21 protein-coding genes are annotated in these 24,376 nt (G+C 54.2%); 14 read left to right on the top strand and 7 right to left on the bottom strand.

Annotated elements, in window-relative coordinates; translation table 11 throughout:
- Nucleotides 1–79: 79 nt before the first annotated feature.
- The gene (gene acs, locus VD17_RS25415) at nucleotides 80–2,035 is read right to left on the bottom strand and encodes an acetate--CoA ligase (protein WP_046056219.1); all 1,956 of its coding nucleotides are present in this window, start codon (nucleotides 2,033–2,035) and stop codon (nucleotides 80–82) included.
- A gap of 447 nt (nucleotides 2,036–2,482) precedes the next feature.
- On the opposite strand from acs, the gene VD17_RS25410 reads away from it, so the two are divergent.
- The 3 genes from VD17_RS25410 (at nucleotide 2,483) to VD17_RS25400 (ending at nucleotide 4,979) form a co-directional block, all read left to right on the top strand.
- Nucleotides 2,483–2,746, top strand: a complete 264-nt coding sequence (locus tag VD17_RS25410) for a DUF2790 domain-containing protein (RefSeq protein WP_038979415.1) — start codon at nucleotides 2,483–2,485, stop codon at nucleotides 2,744–2,746.
- A 188-nt stretch (nucleotides 2,747–2,934) separates the two neighbouring features.
- Nucleotides 2,935–3,210 carry a hypothetical protein gene (locus tag VD17_RS25405; RefSeq protein ID WP_033056747.1) on the top strand — a complete coding sequence of 92 codons (276 nt, stop codon included), beginning with the start codon at nucleotides 2,935–2,937 and terminating at the stop codon, nucleotides 3,208–3,210.
- Between the two features lie 518 nt (nucleotides 3,211–3,728).
- Nucleotides 3,729–4,979: a ribonucleotide-diphosphate reductase subunit beta gene (locus VD17_RS25400; protein ID WP_008034875.1), complete on the top strand. Its 1,251-nt coding sequence runs from the start codon at nucleotides 3,729–3,731 to the stop codon at nucleotides 4,977–4,979.
- A 244-nt stretch (nucleotides 4,980–5,223) separates the two neighbouring features.
- Here the strand turns inward: VD17_RS25400 and VD17_RS25395 are convergent, their stop codons facing one another.
- Nucleotides 5,224–6,231: a hypothetical protein gene (locus tag VD17_RS25395; protein ID WP_046056218.1), complete on the bottom strand. Its 1,008-nt coding sequence runs from the start codon at nucleotides 6,229–6,231 to the stop codon at nucleotides 5,224–5,226.
- Between the two features lie 439 nt (nucleotides 6,232–6,670).
- On the opposite strand from VD17_RS25395, the gene VD17_RS25390 reads away from it, so the two are divergent.
- From VD17_RS25390 to VD17_RS25370, 5 genes are read left to right on the top strand one after another with little or no spacing between them, the layout of a single operon-like run.
- Nucleotides 6,671–9,490 carry a Z1 domain-containing protein gene (locus VD17_RS25390; protein ID WP_052962736.1) on the top strand — a complete coding sequence of 940 codons (2,820 nt, stop codon included), beginning with the start codon at nucleotides 6,671–6,673 and terminating at the stop codon, nucleotides 9,488–9,490.
- 23 nt (nucleotides 9,491–9,513) lie between these two features.
- Entirely contained in the window at nucleotides 9,514–11,562 is a 2,049-nt protein-coding gene (locus VD17_RS25385) for a hypothetical protein (protein ID WP_185753216.1), read from the top strand.
- An 11-nt stretch (nucleotides 11,563–11,573) separates the two neighbouring features.
- Nucleotides 11,574–12,524: a hypothetical protein gene (locus VD17_RS25380; protein WP_185753215.1), complete on the top strand. Its 951-nt coding sequence runs from the start codon at nucleotides 11,574–11,576 to the stop codon at nucleotides 12,522–12,524.
- Entirely contained in the window at nucleotides 12,521–13,237 is a 717-nt protein-coding gene (locus tag VD17_RS25375; RefSeq protein WP_052962735.1) for a hypothetical protein, read from the top strand. The genes VD17_RS25380 and VD17_RS25375 overlap by 4 nt, the downstream gene beginning before the upstream one ends.
- On the top strand, nucleotides 13,224–14,135 hold the full coding sequence (locus VD17_RS25370) for a PD-(D/E)XK motif protein (protein WP_046056215.1): 912 nt from the start codon (nucleotides 13,224–13,226) through the stop codon (nucleotides 14,133–14,135). Before VD17_RS25375 ends, VD17_RS25370 begins: the two co-directional genes overlap by 14 nt.
- Nucleotides 14,136–14,338: 203 nt before the next feature.
- Here VD17_RS25370 and VD17_RS25365 read toward each other — a convergent pair whose 3' ends face one another.
- The 3 genes from VD17_RS25365 to dcm form a co-directional block, all read right to left on the bottom strand.
- Nucleotides 14,339–15,589: a type II restriction endonuclease gene (locus tag VD17_RS25365; RefSeq protein ID WP_046056214.1), complete on the bottom strand. Its 1,251-nt coding sequence runs from the start codon at nucleotides 15,587–15,589 to the stop codon at nucleotides 14,339–14,341.
- Nucleotides 15,550–16,029: a very short patch repair endonuclease gene (locus tag VD17_RS31840; RefSeq protein ID WP_311132810.1), complete on the bottom strand. Its 480-nt coding sequence runs from the start codon at nucleotides 16,027–16,029 to the stop codon at nucleotides 15,550–15,552. The genes VD17_RS25365 and VD17_RS31840 overlap by 40 nt, the downstream gene beginning before the upstream one ends.
- A 173-nt stretch (nucleotides 16,030–16,202) precedes the next feature.
- On the bottom strand, nucleotides 16,203–17,639 hold the full coding sequence (gene dcm / locus VD17_RS25360) for a DNA (cytosine-5-)-methyltransferase (protein WP_046056213.1): 1,437 nt from the start codon (nucleotides 17,637–17,639) through the stop codon (nucleotides 16,203–16,205).
- 577 nt (nucleotides 17,640–18,216) lie between these two features.
- Here dcm and VD17_RS25355 point away from each other — a divergent pair.
- The gene (locus VD17_RS25355; RefSeq protein WP_046056212.1) at nucleotides 18,217–18,726 is read left to right on the top strand and encodes a BRO-N domain-containing protein; all 510 of its coding nucleotides are present in this window, start codon (nucleotides 18,217–18,219) and stop codon (nucleotides 18,724–18,726) included.
- Between the two features lie 292 nt (nucleotides 18,727–19,018).
- Nucleotides 19,019–20,005, top strand: a complete 987-nt coding sequence (locus VD17_RS25350; RefSeq protein ID WP_046056211.1) for a hypothetical protein — start codon at nucleotides 19,019–19,021, stop codon at nucleotides 20,003–20,005.
- A gap of 6 nt (nucleotides 20,006–20,011) precedes the next feature.
- Here VD17_RS25350 and VD17_RS25345 read toward each other — a convergent pair whose 3' ends face one another.
- Nucleotides 20,012–20,827 carry a sulfite exporter TauE/SafE family protein gene (locus VD17_RS25345; RefSeq protein ID WP_046056210.1) on the bottom strand — a complete coding sequence of 272 codons (816 nt, stop codon included), beginning with the start codon at nucleotides 20,825–20,827 and terminating at the stop codon, nucleotides 20,012–20,014.
- Between the two features lie 110 nt (nucleotides 20,828–20,937).
- Between VD17_RS25345 and VD17_RS25340 the strand changes: the two genes are divergently transcribed.
- The 3 genes from VD17_RS25340 (at nucleotide 20,938) to VD17_RS25330 (ending at nucleotide 22,388) form a co-directional block, all read left to right on the top strand.
- Nucleotides 20,938–21,705: an AraC family transcriptional regulator gene (locus VD17_RS25340; RefSeq protein ID WP_046056209.1), complete on the top strand. Its 768-nt coding sequence runs from the start codon at nucleotides 20,938–20,940 to the stop codon at nucleotides 21,703–21,705.
- A 93-nt stretch (nucleotides 21,706–21,798) separates the two neighbouring features.
- Complete coding sequence (locus VD17_RS25335) at nucleotides 21,799–22,116, top strand: helix-turn-helix transcriptional regulator (protein WP_046056208.1); 318 nt, start codon at nucleotides 21,799–21,801, stop codon at nucleotides 22,114–22,116.
- Nucleotides 22,117–22,127: 11 nt separating this feature from the next.
- The gene (locus VD17_RS25330) at nucleotides 22,128–22,388 is read left to right on the top strand and encodes an XRE family transcriptional regulator (protein ID WP_080932067.1); all 261 of its coding nucleotides are present in this window, start codon (nucleotides 22,128–22,130) and stop codon (nucleotides 22,386–22,388) included.
- Nucleotides 22,389–22,439: 51 nt separating this feature from the next.
- Here VD17_RS25330 and VD17_RS25325 read toward each other — a convergent pair whose 3' ends face one another.
- On the bottom strand, nucleotides 22,440–23,498 hold the full coding sequence (locus VD17_RS25325; RefSeq protein WP_046056207.1) for an MBL fold metallo-hydrolase: 1,059 nt from the start codon (nucleotides 23,496–23,498) through the stop codon (nucleotides 22,440–22,442).
- 214 nt (nucleotides 23,499–23,712) lie between these two features.
- Here VD17_RS25325 and VD17_RS25320 point away from each other — a divergent pair, with 214 nt between their 5' ends.
- Nucleotides 23,713–24,321: a TetR/AcrR family transcriptional regulator gene (locus VD17_RS25320; RefSeq protein ID WP_046056206.1), complete on the top strand. Its 609-nt coding sequence runs from the start codon at nucleotides 23,713–23,715 to the stop codon at nucleotides 24,319–24,321.
- The last annotated feature ends 55 nt before the right edge of the window (nucleotides 24,322–24,376 follow it).

Genomic DNA, 24,376 nt, shown 5'->3' with positions numbered 1-24,376 from the left:
CGGTAATCCGTGAAGAACCAATAAAAAGCCCCACCAGACTCATCACCTGGCGGGGCTTTGGTAACTCAAGAACCGCTGCTTAAGCGACGTTCATGGTCTTGTGCGTATCAATCAAATGCTGCACCACACCCGGATCCGCGAGGGTGGAGATATCCCCCAACCCATCGTATTCAGCCGTGGCAATCTTGCGCAGAATCCGGCGCATGATTTTGCCCGAACGGGTTTTCGGCAGGCCCGGCGCCCACTGGATGACATCCGGCGAAGCAATCGGACCAATCTCTTTACGGACCCAGTTTTTCAGCTCCAGACGCAGCTGCTCGCTCGGCTCTTCGCCACCGATCAACGTGACATAGACATAGATGCCCTGCCCTTTGATGTCGTGCGGCACACCGACCACCGCTGCTTCGGCGACTTTCGGGTGGGCGACCATCGCGCTTTCGATCTCGGCGGTGCCCATGCGGTGGCCGGACACGTTGAGCACGTCATCCACGCGACCGGTGATCCAGTAGTAACCATCTTCGTCACGACGCGCACCGTCACCGGTGAAATACATGCCGCGGAAGGTCTTGAAGTAAGTATCGACGAAGCGGTCATGGTCGCCGTACAGGGTGCGCGCCTGGCCTGGCCACGAATCGAGAATCACCAGGTTGCCCTCGGCAACGCCTTCGAGGATGTTGCCCAGATTGTCCACCAGTGCCGGCACCACGCCAAAGAACGGACGTGCCGCCGAACCCGGCTTGAGGCCATGAGCGCCCGGCAGCGGGCTCATCATGTTGCCGCCGGTTTCGGTCTGCCACCACGTGTCGACGATCGGGCAACGGGATTGGCCGACGTTCTTGTAGTACCAGTCCCACGCTTCCGGGTTGATCGGTTCACCGACCGAACCCAACAGACGCAAGCTGCTGCCATCAGCGCCTTCAACAGCGGCTTTGCCCGACGCCATCATCGCGCGGATCGCGGTTGGCGCGGTGTAGAGGATGTTGACCTTGTGCTTGTCGACGATCTTCGCCACCCGGGTGATGTCCGGATAGTTCGGCACGCCTTCGAACAGCACGGTGGTCGCGCCGTTGGCCAATGGGCCGTAGACGATATAAGTGTGGCCGGTGACCCAACCGACGTCGGCGGTGCACCAGTATATTTCGCCCGGGCGGTAGTCGAACACGCGCTCGTGGGTCATCGCGGCGTAAAGCAGATAACCGCCGGTGGTGTGCTGCACGCCTTTAGGCTTGCCGGTCGAACCGGAGGTATAAAGGATGAACAGCGCTTCTTCAGCACCCATTTCTTTTGGCGCACACACAGTGCCCGCCACTTTCATCAGGTCTTCGAACCAGATGTCGCGATGCTGGTTCCACTTAATGTCGCCACCGGTGCGCTTGCACACGATGACTTTCTGAATGCTGCTGGTTTCCGGGTTGGTCAGCGCGTCGTCGACGTTGGACTTGAGCGGGATCTTCTTGCCGGCACGAACACCTTCATCAGCCGTGATCACCACTTTGGATTTGCAGTCGATGATCCGGCCAGCCAGGGCTTCCGGCGAGAAACCACCGAACACCACCGAGTGAATCGCGCCGATCCGGGTACAGGCCAGCATAGCGACCACGGCTTCGGGAATCATCGGCATATAAATAGTCACCACGTCGCCGCGGTGCACATCCTGGCCACGCAGGGCGTTGGCGAACTTGCAAACTTCTTCGTGCAGCTCGCGATAGGTGATGTTGCGGCTTTCGGCTGGGTCATCCCCTTCCCAAATAATCGCGATTTGATCGCCGCGCTCGGCCAGATGACGGTCGAGGCAGTTGTAGGAAACGTTCAGGGTGCCGTCGGCGAACCATTTGATGTCGACATGGTGATCGTCGAAAGAAGTCTGTTTCACCGTGGTGAAAGGCTTGATCCAGTCGAGGCGCTTGGCTTGCTCGCGCCAGAAGCCGTCCGGGTTAACGACGGACTGCTGGTACATGGCCTTGTAGGTCGCCTCATCAGTCAGCGTGTTGGCCGCAACCTCGGGACGAACGGGATACAGAGAAGCCGCACTCATCTTTGTTACCTCGGTGGAATAGTTGTTTTTGTATGACCCAGTTGTAGCCGGGCCGGGCCTATAGAACCATTCGACGATGGTAGTAACAAGCCCCTACAAAATGTGGCTATACCTCGCCGACGCGCTCAAGCTTGGCTATTTAGGGCCCCTGTAGGAGCTGCCGCAGGCTGCGATCTTTTTGATTTTCAATGGCCGCCAAGATCAAAAGATCGCAGCCTGCGGCAGCTCCTACAGAGATTGTTACGAAATTCGCCAATAGTGTTTATCAAAAGCACGCCTATATGAATGTAAACCCCACGCCTAAAATCAGCCTCGCCAACAAGGCAACGTGATTAACCAAGTTGCAGCCCCCACGAAGGCAGTTAATCCAAAACCAGTACTTAAGTTCTACACGCAACCCCAAAAAGGTTGCGTGACCCCATTCGACCTCTAAAAGGTAAATCTGAAATGAAAGCTTTATTAGTTCTGGCCCTCAGCAGCCTGTGCGCAACCGCCATGGCAGACGAGGTCCCGACTGATGTCGCGCAGCAACAACCCGCCATCGAGGAATACACTTACTCCACTCACCTGGACATCGCCAAAGTTATCTCCATGAGCGAAATCCCGAATGTGTGTGAAGTTGTTCCGGCGAAAATGGAATACGACGACTCCAAAGGCCAACGCCACATTCTGCGCTACAGCGTCATGGGTAACGGCTGCTCTAACGGCTAATCACCCGTTCTTACTCTCCCAAGGTTCGACCCACCCGCCCGCTATTAAGGCAGATGAAGCGCCGAACCTTACATATCGATAAATACGATTTATTTAAGCGTTTATTTGCGCTTTTTAATCAATTTTACTGGCGTAGTATCAATTCCACACCCAAGGCACAAAACGCCAACGAACCTGGAGCCACTACCATGAAAACCAAACTGATCCTCGCCCTGACCCTCTCTGTCCTGGCCGCTAACACCTTCGCCGCTGACGGCTACGACCGCACTGGCTCGGCTGCTTACACCACGCAAGCGGCTGTCGCTTCTGACGGTTACGACCATACCGGCTCGGCGTCTTTCGCCTCCGATGGCTCCGATCACACAGGCGCTGCCAAGCTCGCTTCTGACGGTTTTGATCACACCGGCGCTGCCAAAGTCGCTGCCGATGGTGCGGACCACGTGGGTGCAGCTCGCCTCAGCTGATCATCAAGCGTGACTTTACAGCCCGACCTCGGTCGGGCTTAGTTGTGTCTGGAGCCATCGAAAACCGACTCAAAACACAACATGTAGTGAAAAAGGCGATTTTCTGGCTGTTTTTTGAACAAAAAAATTGCCCGCCAAATTTTATGAAAAAAAATCTGCACCTGCGACATCCAGCCAAAGCCCTGTAAACCCTCGCTCCGACCGAAAAACCCGCCTTCTCGTCCGCCCCATGCGCGGATTCGCCCCACCACGAGCGCAAAAATTTCCCTATAATGCCGCCTTAAACGGGCCTGCAATATTCCCTTACAGGGATAACAGCCAGTCTGAAGCCCACGCCGAAGTCTTCACCGATTTCTGCGCCCCTCAGAGGCTCTCGGAACCCCGTACAAAATTATGTTTATTTGCCTGCGTGTACCGCTGCAAAAAACGCTATCCAACGCGGCCAGTAAGGTCGTGTGAAAAACCAACCTATCAGTTTTCACACGAGCATCTGGCCCTCACGCAGGAGACGACACGTCATGCTGAGCTGGGACGAATTCGACAAAGAAGACAGCGGCGAAACCGTTGTAAAAGGCGCCAACGCTGGGCACGCAACTGAAGCCAACATGGACCGCCTCGACACCGCTGGTGGCGTCGCGGCTCAAGAAGCCCGCGCTGTAACCGCGTCCGACTCCGCCGCAATCGCCCGTGCAAAAGCTGCCCTGGACAACCTCGACATCGCCGAAGGCCTGGCCGAACTCGAAGGCGCCTCCGCCCGTGTGGCTGTCGACGAAAAGCGCATGATCAACTGCCGCGCCGACCTCAACCAGCTCGTACCCTTCAAGTACGACTGGGCCTGGCAGAAATACCTGGACGGCTGCGCAAACCACTGGATGCCGCAAGAAGTCAACATGACCGCCGACATCGCCCTCTGGAAAGACCCGGAAGGTCTGACCGACGACGAGCGCCGCATCGTGATGCGCAACCTCGGCTTCTTCTCCACCGCCGACTCCCTGGTTGCCAACAACCTGGTCCTGGCCGTGTACCGCCTGATCACCAACCCGGAATGCCGCCAGTACATCCTGCGCCAGGCATTCGAAGAGGCGATCCACACACACGCCTATCAGTACTGCATCGAATCGTTGGCCATGGATGAAGGCGAGATCTTCAACATGTACCACGAGATCCCATCGGTCGCGAAAAAAGCCACCTGGGGCCTGAAATACACCCGTTCGATCTCCGATCCGAAGTTCGAAACCGGCACCGTCGAAACCGACAAAGAGCTGCTGCGCAACCTGATCGCCTACTACTGCGTTCTGGAAGGCATCTTCTTCTACTGCGGCTTCACCCAGATCCTCTCCATGGGCCGCCGCAACAAAATGACCGGCGTCGCCGAGCAGTTCCAATACATCCTGCGCGACGAATCCATGCACCTGAACTTCGGCATCGACGTGATCAACCAGATCAAAATCGAAAACCCACACTTGTGGGACGCTGAAATGAAGGAAGAAGCTTCGCAGATGATCCTGCAGGGCACTCAGCTGGAAATCGAATACGCTCGCGACACCATGCCTCGCGGCGTGTTGGGCATGAACGCGGCGATGATGGAGGACTACCTCAAGTTCATCGCTAACCGTCGTTTGAGCCAGATCGGTTTGAAGGAAGAGTATCCAGGGACGACTAACCCGTTCCCTTGGATGAGCGAGATCATGGACTTGAAGAAAGAGAAGAACTTCTTTGAGACTCGGGTTATTGAGTATCAGACTGGTGGGGCGTTGAGCTGGGATTGATTATTTAATGTAAACACCGAAAGGGATTGTCGCAAGGCCGTCCCTTTTTTATATACATTCGATTCATCATTTAAATGTATAGCACAAAACCCTGATGGGTTTTCTAAGTCAGCAGAACAACTACGAAACATTGCAACACAGTTGATCCAGCCACGCACAAAAGCCAAACTAGGTTTTCGCCCCTCTTGCTAAAGTCTTGCGGACTGAAGCTCATCCTCTGTAATCTTGGTATGTAGTTGCCCGTCTATAAGCGCAGCAATTTTCTCCGCCACTCTTTCGACATTTGACAGTACTGACATCGAAAAAACTCGTCCACATAGAGAGTCTTATAATACACCTTGCTATTTCCATTTATACTTGTTTCAGCCGGGGCAGCCCTAGACTTACGCTTCAGAACTTTATCAATATAGAGTCGACTCAATTCGACACCCAATACATGTGCATTATCTCGGGCATTTAAATTTGAAAGCAGGTAAGCGCTTCCTATATTTTTGTTCCAGTAAGGCTTAACTATTATAGTGTGCAGTACCCTCATACCACAATCTATCAACTCACCGATCAGAGCGGCCTCTCCGTCATTTAAGCCGAATCCTGACCATTCCCCTTTGCCAAATGGATATTTGTGCTTCGCCTCCAAAATGATTATTTTCTCATCAACAAGAAGCACACGATCAATATTCCAAACACCCGAAAACCAAGGCTGAATAATGCAATTAACAAGATACCTGGTTAGGGCTACGCGTTCTTTTGTGCGCCCCGCATGCACATTGCTCAAATGACCGTAAAATGCACCAAGCTGCCTTGCCTGGTCTCTTACCGAATCATTAACTTTATGCTCTCTTAAACTGGCACTCCCAATCTTACTAACAATATCTATGAGCGGGGCATACTTATCCTCTTTTGCTACAGATGGATACGGCTTTGCGTAAAATATATTTTCGCTAGAATCCCAAACAACAACGTAGACCTCGCACTTTATAGCCAATGCACGCAAGTACCTCCGCAACCCGACTTCAGCCCCTCTATCCCATACAAAAGCAACAAGCTTATCCCCGCTATCTTTCGCCACGAACGTCTCAATATTTAATGTAACGACTTCTCTATCTAGATACCTCGAAACCCTTCCCATCACCTGATCAAAAATATCCTCGAACACCATTCCTTCAGCAATAGTATGCTTATCCAAGGATAGAAACTTGAAAATCTGTTCTAGCGTTTCGAAACTCAAGTCGACTTTATCAAAATTACTCACCCGCCCCTCCACACATACTATTAAAATTAAAGCACAACCACAGTTTTCAAACTTATTCAGCGCACTATATAAATAGCTTTAAAATTTCTCTATTGATACCGACCGTTCTCCATCTGGCCTTGCCCCTTGAATGGATGGCACTAAGGTGCGGGGAGATTTCAGCGAGCATGATGCCCTCGAGCGCTCTCTTAGTTAAAGGATAAATACCTAGACCGGTGCGATCTAGCCAGGCTATATCCGATCGAGGCTCAATCAAGGAAATATTGGCTAATTTCGTTTCATGGGCAGCTGAGTGCGACTTTGCCCCACCGGCTCTACTACACAATCAGGTAAGCGTGTAAAAAGCCGTTTGATAAACGATACATGTGTGGCAGCATGCCATCAACCTAGTTTTTGCTGACCGTTATTTTCAAACTCATCTGTGTGTGTAGGGATACCAATGTCAAATATTATGACGGAACCGCGATACGACCGGTGCAGGGACTATATCGACCTGTGCCGGCAGCAGAATCAGGAATGGCAAGAGTTACTGTCCCCCGGTAAGACCGAAGAGGAACTGGATCAGTGGCTGGACATGCAGATGAGGTTCTATTTCTGGCCTTCGCTTGGGAACACGTCGGCCGAACGACGCCAGTGCTGGCATGAGCTAGTGGCCGGCAAACAGGCTGCAGAACAGCGGGCCGTCGAGACGAGTCGTCCCCTGGTTGCGGTGGGGATTGAGGAAACTGAGCCGGACATCATGGTGGCTGCTTCGGCGAGATCGGCTTGGCAACTGTACCAGAAGCATCTCTTTGACCAAGGCTGGAAAAAGACAGCCGTCACTAACATCGGAGCCTCTGCACTGAAAACGCTGCGGTATATGCGGCGGAATAGCCCAGAGCCTGTAAAAGGGCTTATTGTCGGGCATGTGCAGTCCGGCAAAACGGCAAGCATGGCCGGGCTTATCGCAATGGCCGCTGACAATCGGTGGAACCTGTTCATTGTATTGACCGGGACGTTGGAGAATCTCCGCGTGCAGACACGCGACCGGCTCTTTAACGACCTTGTCCGTCCCGGCAATCTGAATTGGCGACTGATCAACCATCCAAGCCCCGACAGCCCCCCGGAATACCAAGCCCGGAACATGAACTTCACCAGCAACAGCGATGACCGCCATCTGATTGTGTGCCTGAAAAACCCCGCACGACTGGAGAGGCTGATTGGCTGGATCAAGGAGCTCCAAGCGGGCATGGGCAACATGCGTATTGTAGTAATCGATGACGAAGCCGATCAGGCCGGTATTAATACTGCAGACGTGTCCTCAGAGGAGCGCACGCGAATCAACAAGCTTATCGTCGAGCTTGTGAATTTGTCCGCGCAGAGCGTGAACTACATCGCCTATACGGCGACACCAGCGGCGAACTTTCTCAATGAAGGGCCTGGGGAAGGTCTGTATCCGGAAAATTTCATCATTGCCCTGAAACAGTCCGACGAACATTTCGGCCCGGTCCAGATTTTTGGAAACTCGGACACGGGGCAAGAGGCACTGGGTATCGTACGTACCGTCAGTAAAGATGATCTTGAGCGGATCAGTGCTGTGCACGATGGCAACATCAGTGAGCTCCCAAAAAGCCTAGAAGACAGCGTGTTGTGGTTCCTTTGCTGCGTAGCCGCCATGCGGGTAAGAGGCTTTTCCCGGCCTGTAAGCATGTTGGTTCATACCAGTTCAAGACAAGCTCACCACACCGGCGTGGACGAAGCGATAAAGTCGATGTTGGAGCGTTTTGCTACACAGCACGGAACTAACCCCGAAGGTTTCAAGCGACAGTGCCAGCAGTTCTGGGAACGGGTTACCGCAGATTTGGATGTCACGGATTTCGCAACTCGGTTTCCCCTGTATGGCCGGCTGGAGGCTATCGAAGCCTGCCCAGACTTTGATGAGATTTACCCAGAGTTTGAGGCTTTACTAGCTGAGGTGACCGCCATCCAGCTGGATAAAGCGGGAGCCCTCCGTTACCACCGTGGGGTGCATGTTTGCGTAGATAACTGCGCCAATAATGGAATCAATGATGAAAACGAAATGCGGCGGCTGTTTTATCCGCAGACACCAGCGAACGGCGGGCCCGACTTTGCTACCGCGTTCATTGTCATCGGTGGGGGCACGTTATCCCGCGGGCTGACAATTGAAAACCTAGTAAGCACCTTTTTCTTGCGTGGCTCAGCCCAAGCAGACTCGTTGATGCAGATGGGCCGATGGTTTGGCTACCGAAAAGGCTACGAACTGCTCCCGCGTATCTGGATGCCGGAAGAGACGCTCGGAAAATTCGAATTCATGGCGCAGGCAGAAGAGGATCTTCGCGATGAGTTGGAGCGTTGTGAGCGCCAAGGTACCAAGCCGTCAGAATTTGGCCCCCGGGTGCGGATCAATCCCCGGATGAGTTGGTTGCGCCCTACCGCCAAAAACAGGATGCAGCGTGCCATCGGCGCCATGTATGACTTTTCCGGCGTTAATCGGCAAACAACCCTATTTCACGATGGCGCCGGATCCGGAAATATTCACCGCGAGAACTTCGAGTTTACTGGGCGCTTCCTGCGTGCCCGGGGCAAGGGCACCATTGGTGGATTTGGCAGCCAGGTGTGGAGAGGTGTGGAGGTGAGTGATGTGTCGGAGTTCTTGCGCGGATTCACATTCCACCCTGCCAGTCAGTTCTTCTCGGATATTTCTCCATTTTTGGAGTGGCTGAAAGAGCACGCCAAGAAGGCCGGCTTTAATACTTGGAACGTTGTGGTTGCTGGCACTGAGGCCAAAGCTGGTGGCGGTTGGGGATTGCCGGGGGTGAATGTAGGGCGGGTGACTCGAACCCGTTTAGGCCAAGAGCGTAGTGATGGCGCCGTATCAATTGGTGCGCTGAGGGACCCGCGGGACTTGCTGGCCGATCTCGACAGTGAAGTATCAGATATTCCTTCAGGCAAGGCATTTACCAATACCTACATTGAAAGTCTCAGGAAAAAGCACGGAGTCGGCCACGTTCCTCAATTGCTGCTCTATCTCATTGACAAGGACAGCAAGCCAAAATCACGGCCTACTAGCGAAGCACCTAAAGATTCTGAGGTGCCGCAGTTCGACCGGTCCCGTCAGCCACTGGCGGCGCAGGCAGATATTGTCGGGGTCAGCATTTGGCTGCCCGGCGCCAACATCGGCAAACAGAAGAACTTTGTCACCCATGTCACCGTTAACATTCCCGCCGCGTTCACAGATGGCGAAGTCGAGCGGGCATAAGAAAATTCAGAGGAAAACTGAGTGTGAAGTACCACGGATTGACGTTAAGACCCATGCAGGAGTCCGGCGCGTTTTTGTTGCGGGCCATGCAGAATGAGGACATGCCACGCCTCGACCTACTGGTCAGAGAGTCTGTCCAAAATTCACTGGATGCAGCCGTCGATAAACTATCGGGAGGCCGTGTTTGTGTAGACTTTTCTTTCCGTGAGCATTCCACCGCCGCGGTGACGGACTGGTTCCATGATGGTATTGACGTACCAGCGCTGCATGAGCGCTTCCCCGCGGGTGGGCGCTTGTTGGAGATTCGTGACTCACGCACAGAAGGCCTAGGCGGTCCGCTCAGATTTTCGCAGGTGAATGGCGCTAGTCAGCATGGCAACTTGCTCAAACTGGTATTCGAGATCGGACGCACCAGGGATGACGAGAGCGCTGGCGGCTCGTGGGGATTGGGCAAAACATGTTACTTCCGCATGGCGCTGGGATTTGTCCTGTATTACTCGCGTATTCACACCGAACAGGGCTATCAGGAACGCTTGGTGGCGAGCATCGTAGAAGACGAAGCCAGCCAAGCGAAAATCCAGCGAAATACGCAAACCGGGATTGCTTGGTGGGGCGAAGATAACAGCCAGGAACCGGTCCCGGTTACGGACACTTCACACATCGCACCCGTGTTGGCTGCACTAGGCGTACGTCCCTTTCAGGGGGAGGAAACTGGGACGGTGATCGTCATTCCGTTTCTTAAAGACGACCTGATTGCCGATGAGGAGCCTAGAGAGGATGGGCAAGTGCCACGCACACCTTGGTGGTGTGAAAGTTACGACACTTACACCGAAGTTGCGCTGCAGCGCTGGTTCGCTGCAAGGCTCAACAACCCCTCGTTCCCCAATGGGCCATGGCTGGATGCACGGGTAAACGGCCGAGCAGTGCTCCGTGCCGAAATGCTCCCTGTCTTTCAGGTGATGCAGTCGCTTTATAACCGCGCCGCGGCAGATCAAGTTCTCGACGACGACTACCTAGAAAGGCTGGCATTGGAGGAGTCTGATCTAATGTGCAGGCCCGTGAACGTTCGTAACGAGTTCGAAGGTACTAGTCGTGCAGGTACGCTGGCAGCGGTAATTCTGAGCTGTGACCAATTGGGCATGGGGGCACCGAATAACGAGCCTGGCCCTGGGGCCTGCGTATTCGGGCGCATGGACACCTCCCCGCCCTATCGCCCGATTGTCACTTACGTGCGAAAACCGGGCATGAACATATGCTGGGACGACAGCACGGAAAGTCGAAGCTGGTCTGGTGGCCTGCCTAGCGCTGCCGCTGGGGGGCATCTGATTGCTGTGTTCGTGCCGTTCCATGACCAAGTGCTGGTGAAAAGGAAGCTACTGCCAGTTGCAGAAAGCCGCGCACTGACCCTCGAGGCATATCTGCGCAGTTGTGAGCGCTCGGACCATACCGAGTGGGTCGATAAAAGTGGGGGGCGAATTGTCGAGAGAATCCGCACCAACACCGGGCGAGCGCTTAAAGACTTCGGTGGCAAATCTGTTCCAGTTTCCGATGTAAAACCGGCTGTACGGCTCGCGCGCAATCTGGCTGACCTTGTAATGCCCAAACGCGGCTTCGGCCTTGACGGGCGCTCTGGCCGTCCTCCACAACAGAACAGTCCGCGATCCGGAGTGCACCCGAAAACTTCGAACCCTACTATCTATATCGAGCACATTGAACACTCTGGAGGCAGTATCGTTGTCTATTGGTCGCTTACGTGGGGGTCTGCTAACCCATCCAGCGACCGTGTGATTGATCTGCGCATCGATTCCGAGGCCGGCACGATTACAGACAGACAGTGGACCGACGACGCCTTGGGTGAATTTCCATTTCGGATCGGAGACTGCACGATCGAATCAAAGGGCGCTATAACGCAGGTAACTGCGTACGCTCATATTCGGATTCAGGCAACGGCTGCGCAGCCTCCTGCTTCCGTAACAGGCCATCTTCGTATAGACATCGCGGCACCCTCTGGAGGCACTCTACGTCCGACACTACACGTGAGCCTTGCAGAGAATGCAGAGGTGATGCTGTGAGCAGACTAATCATGCCGTACCGGATTCTACCGGCTAATCTGCCTGCCGACTTCCAGCTGGGTGCGCAATTCACCTTCACCTCGCAAGGGCCCAACCCTAAAGCAGAGGAGATCCGTGACCGCCAATACTCACTTGGAAAAGACAGCGACTGGAGTGCGGATGATCATGATCTGGTTGTTCACTGCCAGCTGGAGAACATCCATCCTCTGGCGGCACTGTTCGGAAAAGAAGGCATAGCTGCGCCCGACGCCGAACTGGTAATCGCGCTGGAGTGGACTTCGGCGGATTCAGGGTGGCGGCAATTTAGCGCCCCCCTCCGCCTAACCCACGAGCAGTGTATACAAAGGGACGTAGCGCGACTCATCAGGCTCCAGATTGAGCGCGCGACAATGCGTGGCTGCGGACACCTGACGCTTATGCTAATGCTTGGGCAGCCAGGCAGCGCCGCGACCAACCCTGCTTGGGCGCAAGTAGCCGGCGCTCACTTGGGCGCGTTGACTGAGCGTGTGGAAGTGGTAATTGATGGTGACGGCTCACTGTTTCCAGTTCTGGAAGAGGCTCGGACCGCCGAAGGCGCGCTGTGGGAGTTGCGCGCCAACTGGACCGACGCGTTCGAAGAACCGTTTTCCAGTGAATACATCGCCCTTCTGCTGAACCGGGACCATGAGCTGTACAACGCGCTTTATGAGCGAAAGTCTGAGTCTGGCCGCCAAACACCCTTGATGAGGCAAGTACTTTCATCATGGATCGCGCTGTTTGTGTACAAAGTCAAAGATGAAATTGGTGACGAACTTGAAGCGCTGGTCGGGCGCCCAGACATCACAAATGAACTAGGCAGCGTTGCAGATGCCGCGGCAGCTTTTGTCCGGCTCGGGGCCTTGGATACGACATCGCCAGAAAAACTGTTTGCATCAGCGCAGTGCTGGCTCGACCGGCGTGTAGCACCGGAGGTTGAACAATGAAATGGCCCACACTTAGTGTGACCATGGCACAGCGGCGCTTTAGCGAGATGGCAGAGCACGATGGTTTCGAGGCCGTGGGGCTTACCGCAGAGCTCGAGGCGTTCCGTGATGAGCTCCTGCGTGAAGTAGAGCCCTTTGAAGGCTTATTGAAACAGAACCCTGGTGCATTCGATGTGGCGTGCGGTCTTGTGCTGTACCGAGTCTTGGGCCAAGCCGGGTTTGACTTGCGAGCAGCTGCCGACAACGGAGTATGGCGCTTTCTTTCGGTCAAGCTGTTGCCTGATCTGGTAGCAAAACGGTGGGAGCATACGCCGGAAAGCCGGTTCTTCAGCGGTCGTAGCCGCATCTGGTTGCGCGCTATCTGGTGGACGGTACACCTGACTTGGCAAGGTTCAGAAGCGCGGACGCGGGAGATTCTCGCGACGGTGACAACCGATACCATCGTACAACTGGTAGAACGGCCTGGCAGGGCTGGATTCAGGGTTGAGCTCACCCGGCAGCTGTTCGCGGAACGCAGCCAACGCAACCCCTCGCAGGAGCAGTTCCGAGCAATCATGAGGCTGAACACCGCCCGGATCCTGATCCTTGAACCTTCGCTTCATGAAAGCGGGACACTAGGTTATGTCCGTCGGCTGTTCAATGATGCAGGCTGCCCAAACCTTTTGAAGGTCCGAGCATATCTAAAAGGTGAATCCCCCCATGAACCTGCTTGAAGAAATCCGTTTTGGTTTTGCCAATTTAGGCAAAAACGGCTTGATGTTACCGATCAACCACATGCCCGGTAGCGCGCCTGCTTGGGTATTCAGTGAAGGATCAGTGTTTGGCGTGGCTGTCGAACTGAATGATGACCGACTGGTGGCTGAGACTTTTACCGGATCCCAATTGATATCGGTCGATCGAATCGTTGGCGGGGAGGCACGCCGCTTGCTGCGCCTTGAGTCCAGCCTTCAGTCGTTGCGAAACGAATTCGCGGTCATTTGTGCCCATATGATTACACCGGGGGAGAATGACTGCTTGCGAAGGGAATTGCTTGCCGAGCCTTCAGCGTGGTGGAAAAAATGGCGCCACCTGCTGGGTAATTCGCTAGCAGCCAAGAGCAGCTACGGGGCGCTTGCCGAGATGCTCACCATCGAGAAGTTGATGAACCAAGGGATGGAAGTGCAATGGCACGGTCCGTCCGGTGGTGTGGTCGATGTGTGGACGCCATCTACTGGGTACGAAGTAAAAGCAACCGTCAGCCGGTACGATTCCTGTATTCACGTGGCTGGGCAATTCCAATTGGCGCTGGCTTCTGTAGGTCTGCTGAATCTGATCCACTACCGTTTCGAACCGTCCACGTCCGGCGACTCCATTGATTCTGTTGCGCAGCGTCTGATCAACGCTGGGTTCGACTCAGAAGAACTGACCCAGTCACTGGCACGAATTGGCTTCCATCCTGGCAGTTCAACACGACGTGAAACTTTCATAGTGCTGGAATCGCGGGTATTTCCGGTGGACGCCGACTTTCCAAGAATTGTCCCGGATAGCTTTTCAGGTGGAAACTTGCCCGCGGGGATCGTGCGTGTTGAGTACCAAGTTGACCTAGCTGGGCTTGTTCACCAGCCGTTTTAATACATGTAAGAGGTTGGCCATCCTTTTTTGGCAACTCATAGAGAACGGCCAACTCTGCATATTCGACATTAAGTTGCTGCTGGCTGACTTCATGCTATTAGGCCTTTGCCGGTTTCGACGCACGAATTGCAAGTACCACTCCACATTAGTCAAAAAAAGAACACCCGATTTACATAAAAAAATAAAAGCAATATTAATAAATCTTACACCGAAGCCTGCCTAACCAACTCTACGAACTCGCCAAGACACATCAACCACTTTTTTTGCGTGTCCGTATATGTCGCTTTAATTTTTTCCGGTACTACCAGGTTCAAACGATGAGATTGCATTTCCATAGTCTGATGTTCACTAATTGCCGGCTCCATAGTAATCAGGTGTTTTACGGGAATTCTGTGCGCCTCGGTCAAGACTTGGCGCCAACGATCTTTACATGTTGTCTTCGCGCCTAGCATTATTAGTTTCCCAACAGGAAACTCAGGGTCGCGATACTCAGAAAATCCCGGAAAAATAAAATCAGGTCTAGAATTATTTTCGGTTACGAAACCTTTACCTCGCCCCTGTTGAAAGCGCAAACCGTGCAATCGGAAGATTTCGTCTAAATGCCCCTCAAACGCGTGTCCTACCCTGGATTTCCGACGGTTTTGCACGCTCAAAGAGAAACTGATGAACTCATCAACATCGTCACCCTCCTCGCCAAAGCCACTGCGAAGTTGCTCCTGAACCAAATGCCGCTCGTAGATACGAAATAGTTTTTCTTCATGCTCCATCCAATCAACAATGGTCTGATCAGGGCAAGCTAGAGGGTCGACTATCTCTTCAATAGACTTTCTCGCATAAACCGAGAATGCAGATGTTGTTGGAAAAGCCTTCCCACCAAACAAATTAACGAGTTGTTCAAGCCAAACGTCATCACCAGTTTCAACTGGACTTACTTCAACACCTAACTCCTCTAACATTAATCGTAATGGTAAAAGCAACTGAACAGAGTCCAGCGTTCCCGAGGTGAAGCTTTCGTCTACGTGATTCAGGCCGAACAGAAACCGCAATTGACTTTCAATCGTGCTACCTGCTGGTGTAAATATCATTAGCAATGAACCGTCACGCATTTTCGCTACAAGATGGAAATCTCCCTCTTCGAGCAGCTCGGTTACCGCATTCGTATTGTAATAGAGTCGAAACTCAGCACTTCGATGAGGCTGCTTTCGCCGACAGTCGTACCAAGTGACCATACCCTCGCTGATGTCGGGCGCAACAGACTCATCTGTGAAATAAATTTGCTTTGCTTTGAATCGATATTCCTCGTTCTTCCCGGGAGTACCTAGATATTGCTTAAATCCTGCAGCAGGAAGGCCGCCAATTTCATGTTGATGAGAACGCCCGGGATCTGCATCCACTGCGCTCAAATATTTGGCAGCTACACCTTCGAAGTAATCGCTAATGCGGTCGCTGAACATGCGTTTTCATCTATCTGTAAATGTTCATTACCGTTTATCAGCCACTCAGCTATGAGGTCAATCAATAAAAGGGATTTTTCTCTCGTCATTGACCTTACCGCACACTCCCAAACGACAAGAACCCTCCACCCTTGGTCCAACAGGGAGGCCTCCTGAGATCTGTCCCTGATCTGATTTTTACCTATTTTCTCTAGCCAAAAATCAGGTCGTGTCTGGGGGATTTTGAAATATCGACAGGTGTGTCCATGCCAAAAGCAGCCGTGTACAAATACTACTGCATTGTATTTTGGTAGAACCAGATCAGGCTTACCGGGAAGGTGTTTAACGTGCAAGCGGAAGCGAAAGCCCCGCGCATGCAATGCTTTACGGACTAAAACCTCTGGTTTGGTGTTTTTACCATGAATGCCAGACATCATTCTGGAGCGTGTAGCTACATCCACGACGTCGACCAAGACCCTACCCCTAATGTCATCGATAGCTCAATGCCTTTGTATACCTTGAGGGGTAATACCCTCAAGGTTGGATTTGAGCTATTTGATGCATCAGCGAATACCGACTACATCGAGCCGGCGCGCATACGCGCCAGATCTACGGTCGGGGCTAAACGCATCCCTCAGTCAGGAAGGGCAAACTCCAGCTGTGGTCGCTCCGCGTCACCAGTCTTTTCCTTTGCAGCCAAAATACGCTCCTTCATCAGACGAGCAACAGCTTCAAAAACCGGGACCGCTACCGAGTTACCGAATTGACGGTACGCTTGGGTGTCGGATACAGGTATCACAAAGGTGCTTTCGCCAGGCTTGTCGAATCCCATCAAACGAGAACATTCGTGAGGAGTGAGTCGACGAGGGCGATTGATCTGATTCAGCTCGCTGTTGAAATCCAGGCTTTCCACAAAACCGCGGTCAACCAGGATTTCCGAACCGTCCTTGTGGTATCTCGCCGAGAGCGTGCGAGCCACGTCGTTTGGACGGGTCAAGCCAAAGCCAAAGCCATTGCCCTTCTCCCGGTGCTTCGCGGCGTAGCGATAGAGATAGTCCCAAAGCTTCGGCGTGAGGATGTATTTTTCATCCACATGCTTATCAAGCAAATCACCAAAGCTAGGCCGCTGCTTTGGTATCAATTTGCTGATGTCACGCAACGTGAAGCCTTGGTGAACATTCAGGTCACGACGGAAACCTACCAGCACAATTCGCTCACGATGCTGCGGCACGAAATGCTTGGCATCAATGACCTTGGGGTCTGAACCCTTCGGCGCGTTTACATCTGCGACCTCATAGCCCAACTCATCCAACGCTTCGCAAATGATGCGAAACGTATTGCCCTTGTCATGGCTTTTCAGGTTTTTCACGTTTTCAAGCAGGAATGCGGCTGGCCGCTTCGCGGCAATGATCCGGGCCACGTCGAAAAACAGAGTGCCTTGGGTCTCACACTCGAAACCGTGTTTACGCCCCAAGGAGTTCTTCTTGGAAACACCTGCAAGGGAGAATGGCTGGCACGGGAAACCAGCCAACAGGACATCGTGATCAGGGATTTCGCGATCAATGTTCTTGTAGGCTTCCTCGTCACTGATCTCGGGCTTGTCTGAAAGCGTGACCGAGCGAATATCGAGATTGAAGCGATGGCGAACCGGATCACAAAAGTGGTTCGCCTTGTAGGTTTTCACTGCGTACTTGTTCCACTCGGATGTGAACAGGCATTCGCCACCGATGGCTTCAAAACCTTTTCTGATGCCGCCGATGCCGGCGAAAAGATCGATGAAGGTAAAGGAGGGTTTGTGATTCAAACGCTTGGGTAGCAGCGCTTCCAGACGAGTGAATTCAATGTGGGAAAGCTTCGGCGAAGCCTTGCCTTTGACCCACCGATTGATCGTTTCACGGCACCAATGGGTTGGGCTGACATCGTTGAGAATCTCGGCGAGCTGACCTTGATCGTAAATCTCAAGCAGCTTGTGCAATAGCGCAAGATCAGTCACGGGATGAGTGTCCGGTTCATAGGAGCCCGAAGTCATTTCGCTCAAGGATTCAAAAGATGGCGTTTCAAAAAGATTCATGAGCCCGAAATTCCTCTGGGTCAAAGCTGTGACGAATGGTCACCATTCTAGCCCTGTAAACCTCAAAGTAAATGAAATTCCTTCGGATCCGTGACATGCGGCTTAGCAACACGGATTGGGGCAAAAATAGAAATTAACAGCGACCAAACACTGGATATAAACACAGCATAATTTACTCTCAGCCGTTGTCCAGATTTCGGTTTTGTTTCTTTAAAGGTAGGAAAAGTCGCTGGTTGACGATTCCCCCTGATCAACCTAACCTCGCCTCCGAGCCTAAGAAACTCTACAAACCAGAGCGGTCCTCCGCACCCGACAGTCATGCGGCTTTTTTTCGTCTGCGGTTTCTCTACGTCTGCGAGAAAATCCCCGTTATGTCGGGAGTGGGCGAATACAAGACCCGAAAGGGGAATATGTCCGGCCCGTCTCTGGTGGGTTTCTTAGCTCCCGACACCCATAACGAATGCCCTAAGAAAGCAGCCAGAGGTAAAGGAAATGCCTGATTTCACAACCTTCACGATGAAGGTGAATCGCTGTATCTGTAGATCTGTTCCCATGCTTCCGCGTCAGGAGGCACGCCATGTCTGAACCACTTTTACCAACTCTGTTCACCCGCCATAAATCGAACCTGCATGCGCTTCTGGTAGAGAACCAGGCGTGGTTCTGTGCTCATGAGCTAGGCCGGTTGATGGGCAAATATCTAGATGAGCGCATGCTGCGCAAACTCGACGCGGATCAGCGGCAGATGATGTGCGTGCAGACCTATGACACGGCCGCCGAACACTTGATGGTGAGTGAGTCCGGTGTGTATGCACTTTTGGTCTATCACTACTGTCCCGAGTATCGCCAGCTTCGTGAGTGGCTGACGCATCAGGTTGTGCCTGCGTTGCGTGATGCCCGTCCGGTGCGTTCGGTCGAGCGTCCGACGTTGAGTGTGCTGAGTTGGCCGCAGATGTCGCTCAGCATGCTGCATTGGCAGGATGAGCCGTGGATTCGGTTGCGGGATATGCCCTGCTTGTTAGCGGACGATCCGTTCAATCGTAAGGAATCCTGGTGGCGCAGGACTTCGCGGTTGCTGCGAGGATATTGATTGTTCACAAATCCGCTGTTTTGAGTTTTCAGGCAGCGGATTTTTATTGGATGAGTAAACTGGGGCTGCTGCGCAGCCCAGCGGGAGCAAGCTCCCTCGCCACAGTGAGTTGTGTTGCCACTGGGTCAGCGCGGGGTATTTAGACCGAGCTGGTGTTGGGAATCGCGAGCAAGCTCGCTCCCACAACGTTTGGTGTGATGCCGCTGATTTTGCGCTGTGTTGAAAACAGTAAATGCAACCCACCCCGCCTCCCGCTATTAATACCCTTCCCACTCAAGGACCCGAGCCCACCATGAAATTCGACCTCGCCTACTGCCTCAGCCTCGACGACAAGCTGTCGATCTATGACGTGCGCGATTTGAATTTCGACGAAACCATGGAATTCGATTCCGCCAAGGAACACTTCCAATGCCCCAACGATGCCTGTCGTTTGGCGTTCGATGCGGCGAATGTGTTGACGACGTTCAACGCCAAAAACGTGAATTACGTCCGCACCCCGCACTTCAAGAACACGCCCAGCACCCGGCATGTGGCGGATTGTCCTTATGTCAGTCTCAAGGCGTCGGCGTCAGGTGTGGATGCGGACGGTGCGGAAACGGATGACAGTCGCGAGGAGCATTTCCCGTCGGAGTTGTTGCTGACGCGGCGTGAGTATGTGCGTAAGCCATCGAACCCGGCGGTGGGGGCTGACGTGATGCGGGACGATCCGAAACCCTCTTCAGCGGCCAGTGACGTCGAGCACCCGAGCCGCGAATCAGCGCCGGACAAGACCAGTGTCTTCGCCCATCCGGTGGAGTGTTTTGTGTCGAACTTCGAGGACAAGGAGTTGCTCAAGCGCATGCCGCTGAAGATTGGCGAGCACACGGCGCCTTATGGGTCGTTCTTCAAGAAGATCGAGTATCTGCAGGACAACAAGGGGCTGATTTACTGGGGCAAGATCAAGGAGATCAAGGATTACACGCAGAGCTTTCGCATCGACTTCGAACAAAAGGTCTGGTTCAAGCAAGCAGACGAGACGAAGAAGCCTTATTCAGTCAACGTTTATCTGAGCAAAAAGCTGATCGACAACTACCGCAAGCGCAAAGCGTTTCTGGAAGAGATCAAGCACGCCAGCGAGAGCGGGAAAGAGTTGTATTGCTTCTTTTACGGTGTGACGCCGGAGTTGAAGCAGGTGCCGAGCAAGAAAAACCCCGAACAGACGTTCGGGGTGTTCAGTGCAAATATTGAGAACCTGGATCACTTTATTGTTCGGGAAGCGCCGGGGTTGGAGGCGAAGTAACTGCGATTAACTCAGGCACAGGCTGAGCACCACCACCACCAGCAAACCAACATACACCCGCGCATGGGTTCGATCCGGTATCCGCCCAATCCAAGGCGTCGCCACCCGAATCCCCACCAGCGATCCCACCGTCAAAACCGCAAACGCCAGCACATCCACATAACCGACAAACCACGGCCCCAGATCAAACTCGGTGAAACCGGCCATGGCCATGTAAGTCAGCGTCCCGGCCAGCGCCACGGGCAAACTCAGCGGGTTGGCCATGGACGTCGCCTGGGACATGCTCAACCCACAACGCCGCAATAACGGCACGGTCATGACGCTGCCGCCTACGCCGAGAAACGTGGCGATGGTGCCGATTCCTACACCACCGCCAGACGCTTCTGCCCTTCGCAATCGCCGTGGGATGGCTGTGTCGGACGCTGTGAGAAAGCCGCGTCGCAACAGGCAATCCGCGATGGTCACGGCCAGGTATGCGATGAAGGCATAGCGAATCACCTCGCCACTTGCCCACATCGCCGCGACGGCGCCGACTACCGCGCCCACGCCGATAAACCCGCCCAACGGCCACAGGTAATGACGAATGAGATTACCGGCGCGGCGGTGTTTTCCGGTGGCGATCGTTGCGTTGACGATCATCACGCAGGTCGAGGTGGCCACAGCAATATGCATCGCCGATTGGCTGACAGGGTCGTCTGTGCCGTGGCTGGTCATTAGCATGCGGTACAGCAATGGCACGACGACGAAACCGCCGCCGAAACCGAACAGCACCGCGGTGATGCCGGTCATGCAGCCGAAGAATGCGAGCAGGAGATAGAACATGGGTGTCGTCCGTTAGTTGAGTGCGGTCGACGATAGAACGATGCGCCTTGGCCTGCTTCAGTAAGTCAGCCAATAATGTTCGCGTTTACGCCAACCGCTGGGACTGCTCGATGCGCAATGTTTCGATTGATCTGCTGGACCACACGCCACGGCCGGTGGTGGCCATCGGTACGGATTATTCCCACGGCCAATTGTTGCCTCGTCATACACATCGGCGGGCGCAATTGTTGTACGGCGCCACCGGGGTAATGCAGGTCAGCACGCTCGACGGCAGTTGGGTGGTGCCGCCGCAGCGGGCGGTGTGGATTCCGCCGGGGGTGGCGCATGAGGTGCTGATGCTGGGGGTGAGCACACGCAGTGTGTATATCGAGCCGGGGGCGGTGGATCTGGGGGATCGTTGCCAGGTGATCAGCGTTTCGCCATTGATGCGGCACTTGCTGATGGAGGCGGTGGAGATCCCGCTGGCGTATGACGAGCGCGGGCGCGACGGTACGCTGATCGGCTTGCTGCTGCATGAACTGGCGCGCAGCACTCACCTGCCGTTGCACATTCCGCTGCCCGTCGATGCGCGGCTGCTCGCGTTGTGCCAGGGCTTTGTGCAGCGGCCCGACGCTCACCAGTCGCCACAGCAATGGGCCGATCAATTGCACATCAGCCTGCGAACTTTCAATCGCCTGTTCCGCCAACAGACGGGTCTGAGTTTCAGCCAATGGCGGCAGCGGGCCTGCGTGGTACTGGCTCTGGCGCGGTTGGTGGTGGGCGAACCGGTGACGCGCATTGCCCTGGATTTTGGCTATGACAGCCCGGCGGCGTTCTCCACGATGTTCCGCCGCGTACTAGGACAGGCGCCGACGGCCTGGCTGGACGGGACGAGATAGAACCGATCAAAAAATGAGTTTGATTCGGGCTCAAAACAACTGTACAAAAACACAGTATTTTTTGAATCAGCACTCTTGAGCCCGGAGAACACCATGGCCTCTCTTGCGATGAAAATCACCCTGGAACGTATCGCCCTTTTCCAATTCACCCCCGCGCATAGCGTTCAGGCCCGAGCGATGCTGGGTTGGAGTGTGAAGGAACTGTCTCGGGAATCCGGGGTTTCGGTGGACGCAATTCAGCGATTTGAGGATGAACGCGATGTGCTGGATGTTACGCGGCTGGCGTTGGCCTATCGGTTTGAATCGGAGGGGTTGGTGTTCTTCCCAGGGTTCGCGCCGGGTCGAGGGATGAATGTGAAAGGGTCTACGCCTGATCCAGTGGGGCGGGCGGATTATGCGATGGTTGAGTGAGGTGTCAGCGAATGAATGAAGTCGATGGAAGCGACAGCTGTGTTTATGAGGCGCTGGGATATCCCGATGCGAGTGAGATGCGGGCCAAATCTGAATACGTTATGAAGATTGGCATATTTCTCGAAACTGGTCGGCTGAGCAAGACTGAGGCGGCACAAAAGCTCGGACTGTCTCAGGAGGAGCTGAATGAAATGCTCCGCGGAAAATTTCGCGATTTGACCGTGGCAAAGATCTCGGAATATCTAAACCTGCTACTGGATGAACGCAGCTAGTTTAGTTGTGAAATTCGGGCCGCTCCCGTGGGTCGGCCCGGCCGCACATTATCAGGCGTTCTGAGGCTCAACCTGCTCGCCAACATTTTCCATCTCCGACCACCAGGCACTACCCCGCTGCGGATACATCACATTGAACGCCTGACCCATCTGCGGCGTGGTGATTGAGACATTCCGCTCCCAGGCCAACGCCAGAATACGGTCGAAGGGTTCAAACCAGGCATGCATCGACAAATCGAACGTGCCGTTGTGAATCGGCAATAACCAGCGACCTTTGAGGTCGATGTGCGCTTGCAGGGTTTGCTCCGGCTGCATGTGCACATGCGGCCACTCGACGTTGTAGGCACCGGTTTCCATGAGCGTCAGGTCGAATGGGCCGTACTGTTCGCCGATGCGTTTGAAGCCATCGAAATAACCGCTGTCGCCGCTGAAGAAGATTCGCGTGTCACCGTCGATCATCACCCACGAGGCCCACAGCGTGCTGTTGCCATCGAACAGACCGCGACCGGAAAAGTGCTGCGAAGGGGTGGCGATGAACTGAATACCGTCGACCTCAGTGCCCTGCCACCAGTCCAGTTGTCGGACTTTGCTGGCGTCGATGCCCCATTTGATCAGCGTGTCGCCCACGCCCAGCGGTGTGAGGAAGTACTGGGTCTTGTCCGCCAGTTCGAGCACCGCTTGATAATCGAGGTGGTCGTAGTGATCGTGGGACAGGATCACCGCTTCGATCGGCGGCAGTTCTTCGAGGCTGATTGGCGGCTGGTGAAAGCGTTTCGGGCCGGCCCATTGCACCGGTGAGGCGCGCTCGGCGAAGACCGGGTCGGTGATCCAGAATTTGTCCCGCAGTTTCAGCAGTACGGTGGAATGACCAAGTCGGTAAACGCTGTGGTTGGGGGCGGCGATCAACGCTGCCTGAGTCAGGGTTTGCACCGGGACAGACGCCGTCGGGCGGGTGTTACGCGGTTTGTGGAAGATCATGTTCCACATGATGCGCACCATTTTGCGAAAGCCTTCGCGTTGCACGGGCGCATGGTTTCGGAAGTGCCCTTCTGCCTGACGGGAGGCTTCAGGTGTGGAGGCGTTGTCCGCAGGGGAAGTTGAAGTGGCCATGACTGAATGACTCCAGGAAAACCTCATGATTCGCAGTTTTCCGCTTGGGACGATAAATGGCCAAGGCACGCACGCATCAGCCGGAGATTCTATTGTTCTCTGCGCAGGATTAAGGAAGTATTACACTGCACAGTGTAGTTTCTAGGTTGCATCAAAGCCGATCACAAGTAAACTGCCAAGTGTAATTCTCACTTCTTCCTGCCGAAGCGTACTTATGACAGCTCCACAGCGCCTCACCGACCGAAAACGCGAAGCCATCATTCAGGCTGCGATTGCCGAATTCCGTGCCAACGGTTTCGATATCACCAGCATGGACAAGATCGCCGCCACCGCTGGCGTGTCGAAGCGCACGGTGTACAACCATTTCCCCAGCAAGGAAGAGTTGTTCGCCGAAATCCTCAATCAATTATGGGCGCGGGTGACGTCAGAACAAGAAACGCCCTACCACCCTGACCAGCCGCTGCGCGACCAGATGCGCCGGATGCTGATTGCGAAATTGCAGATGATGGGCGATGACAATTTTCTCGACCTGGCGCGAGTGGCCATCGCCGCCACCATCCATTCCCCTGAGCGCGCGCAGAACATGGTCGCCCGAATGGGTGAGCGCGAAGAAGGCCTGACTGTGTGGATCCGCGCCGCTCAAGCCGATGGCCGTTTGAAACCGGTCGCCCCCGAATTCGCCGCCCAACAGATTCAGGGAATGCTCAAATCCTTTGCGTTCTGGCCGCAGATTTCCATGGGCCTGCCCGGCCTGTCAGCCGAGATGCAGGCCACGGTGGTGGATTCGGCGCTGGACATGTTCCTGGCCTGTTATCAGCTCTGAATCGAGTTGCAATAAATGACAAGGTCTACCGATTTACCGATCACAGGTCGCGATG

Source organism: Pseudomonas fluorescens, assembly GCF_000968015.1.
GTDB lineage: Bacteria > Pseudomonadota > Gammaproteobacteria > Pseudomonadales > Pseudomonadaceae > Aquipseudomonas > Aquipseudomonas fluorescens_W.
The sequence above is the reverse complement of the archived record's forward strand: the minus strand, read 5'-3'. Positions and strand labels throughout refer to the sequence as shown.

Bases quoted from the DNA above. Each gene is read 5' to 3' on its own strand.
- VD17_RS25400 (WP_008034875.1), top strand. From the start codon at position 3,729: ATGCTGAGCTGGGACGAATTCGACAAAGAAGACAGCGGCGAAACCGTT.
- VD17_RS25335 (WP_046056208.1), top strand. From the start codon at position 21,799: ATGGCCTCTCTTGCGATGAAAATCACCCTGGAACGTATCGCCCTTTTC.
- VD17_RS25345 (WP_046056210.1), bottom strand. From the start codon at position 20,827: ATGTTCTATCTCCTGCTCGCATTCTTCGGCTGCATGACCGGCATCACC.
- VD17_RS25355 (WP_046056212.1), top strand. From the start codon at position 18,217: ATGTCTGAACCACTTTTACCAACTCTGTTCACCCGCCATAAATCGAAC.
- acs (WP_046056219.1), bottom strand. From the start codon at position 2,035: ATGAGTGCGGCTTCTCTGTATCCCGTTCGTCCCGAGGTTGCGGCCAAC.
- VD17_RS25350 (WP_046056211.1), top strand. From the start codon at position 19,019: ATGAAATTCGACCTCGCCTACTGCCTCAGCCTCGACGACAAGCTGTCG.
- VD17_RS25340 (WP_046056209.1), top strand. From the start codon at position 20,938: ATGCGCAATGTTTCGATTGATCTGCTGGACCACACGCCACGGCCGGTG.
- VD17_RS25370 (WP_046056215.1), top strand. From the start codon at position 13,224: ATGAACCTGCTTGAAGAAATCCGTTTTGGTTTTGCCAATTTAGGCAAA.
- VD17_RS25330 (WP_080932067.1), top strand. From the start codon at position 22,128: ATGAATGAAGTCGATGGAAGCGACAGCTGTGTTTATGAGGCGCTGGGA.
- VD17_RS25375 (WP_052962735.1), top strand. From the start codon at position 12,521: ATGAAATGGCCCACACTTAGTGTGACCATGGCACAGCGGCGCTTTAGC.
- VD17_RS25380 (WP_185753215.1), top strand. From the start codon at position 11,574: ATGCCGTACCGGATTCTACCGGCTAATCTGCCTGCCGACTTCCAGCTG.
- VD17_RS25390 (WP_052962736.1), top strand. From the start codon at position 6,671: ATGTCAAATATTATGACGGAACCGCGATACGACCGGTGCAGGGACTAT.
- VD17_RS25320 (WP_046056206.1), top strand. From the start codon at position 23,713: ATGACAGCTCCACAGCGCCTCACCGACCGAAAACGCGAAGCCATCATT.
- VD17_RS25410 (WP_038979415.1), top strand. From the start codon at position 2,483: ATGAAAGCTTTATTAGTTCTGGCCCTCAGCAGCCTGTGCGCAACCGCC.
- VD17_RS25365 (WP_046056214.1), bottom strand. From the start codon at position 15,589: ATGTTCAGCGACCGCATTAGCGATTACTTCGAAGGTGTAGCTGCCAAA.
- VD17_RS25405 (WP_033056747.1), top strand. From the start codon at position 2,935: ATGAAAACCAAACTGATCCTCGCCCTGACCCTCTCTGTCCTGGCCGCT.
- VD17_RS25325 (WP_046056207.1), bottom strand. From the start codon at position 23,498: ATGGCCACTTCAACTTCCCCTGCGGACAACGCCTCCACACCTGAAGCC.
- dcm (WP_046056213.1), bottom strand. From the start codon at position 17,639: ATGAATCTTTTTGAAACGCCATCTTTTGAATCCTTGAGCGAAATGACT.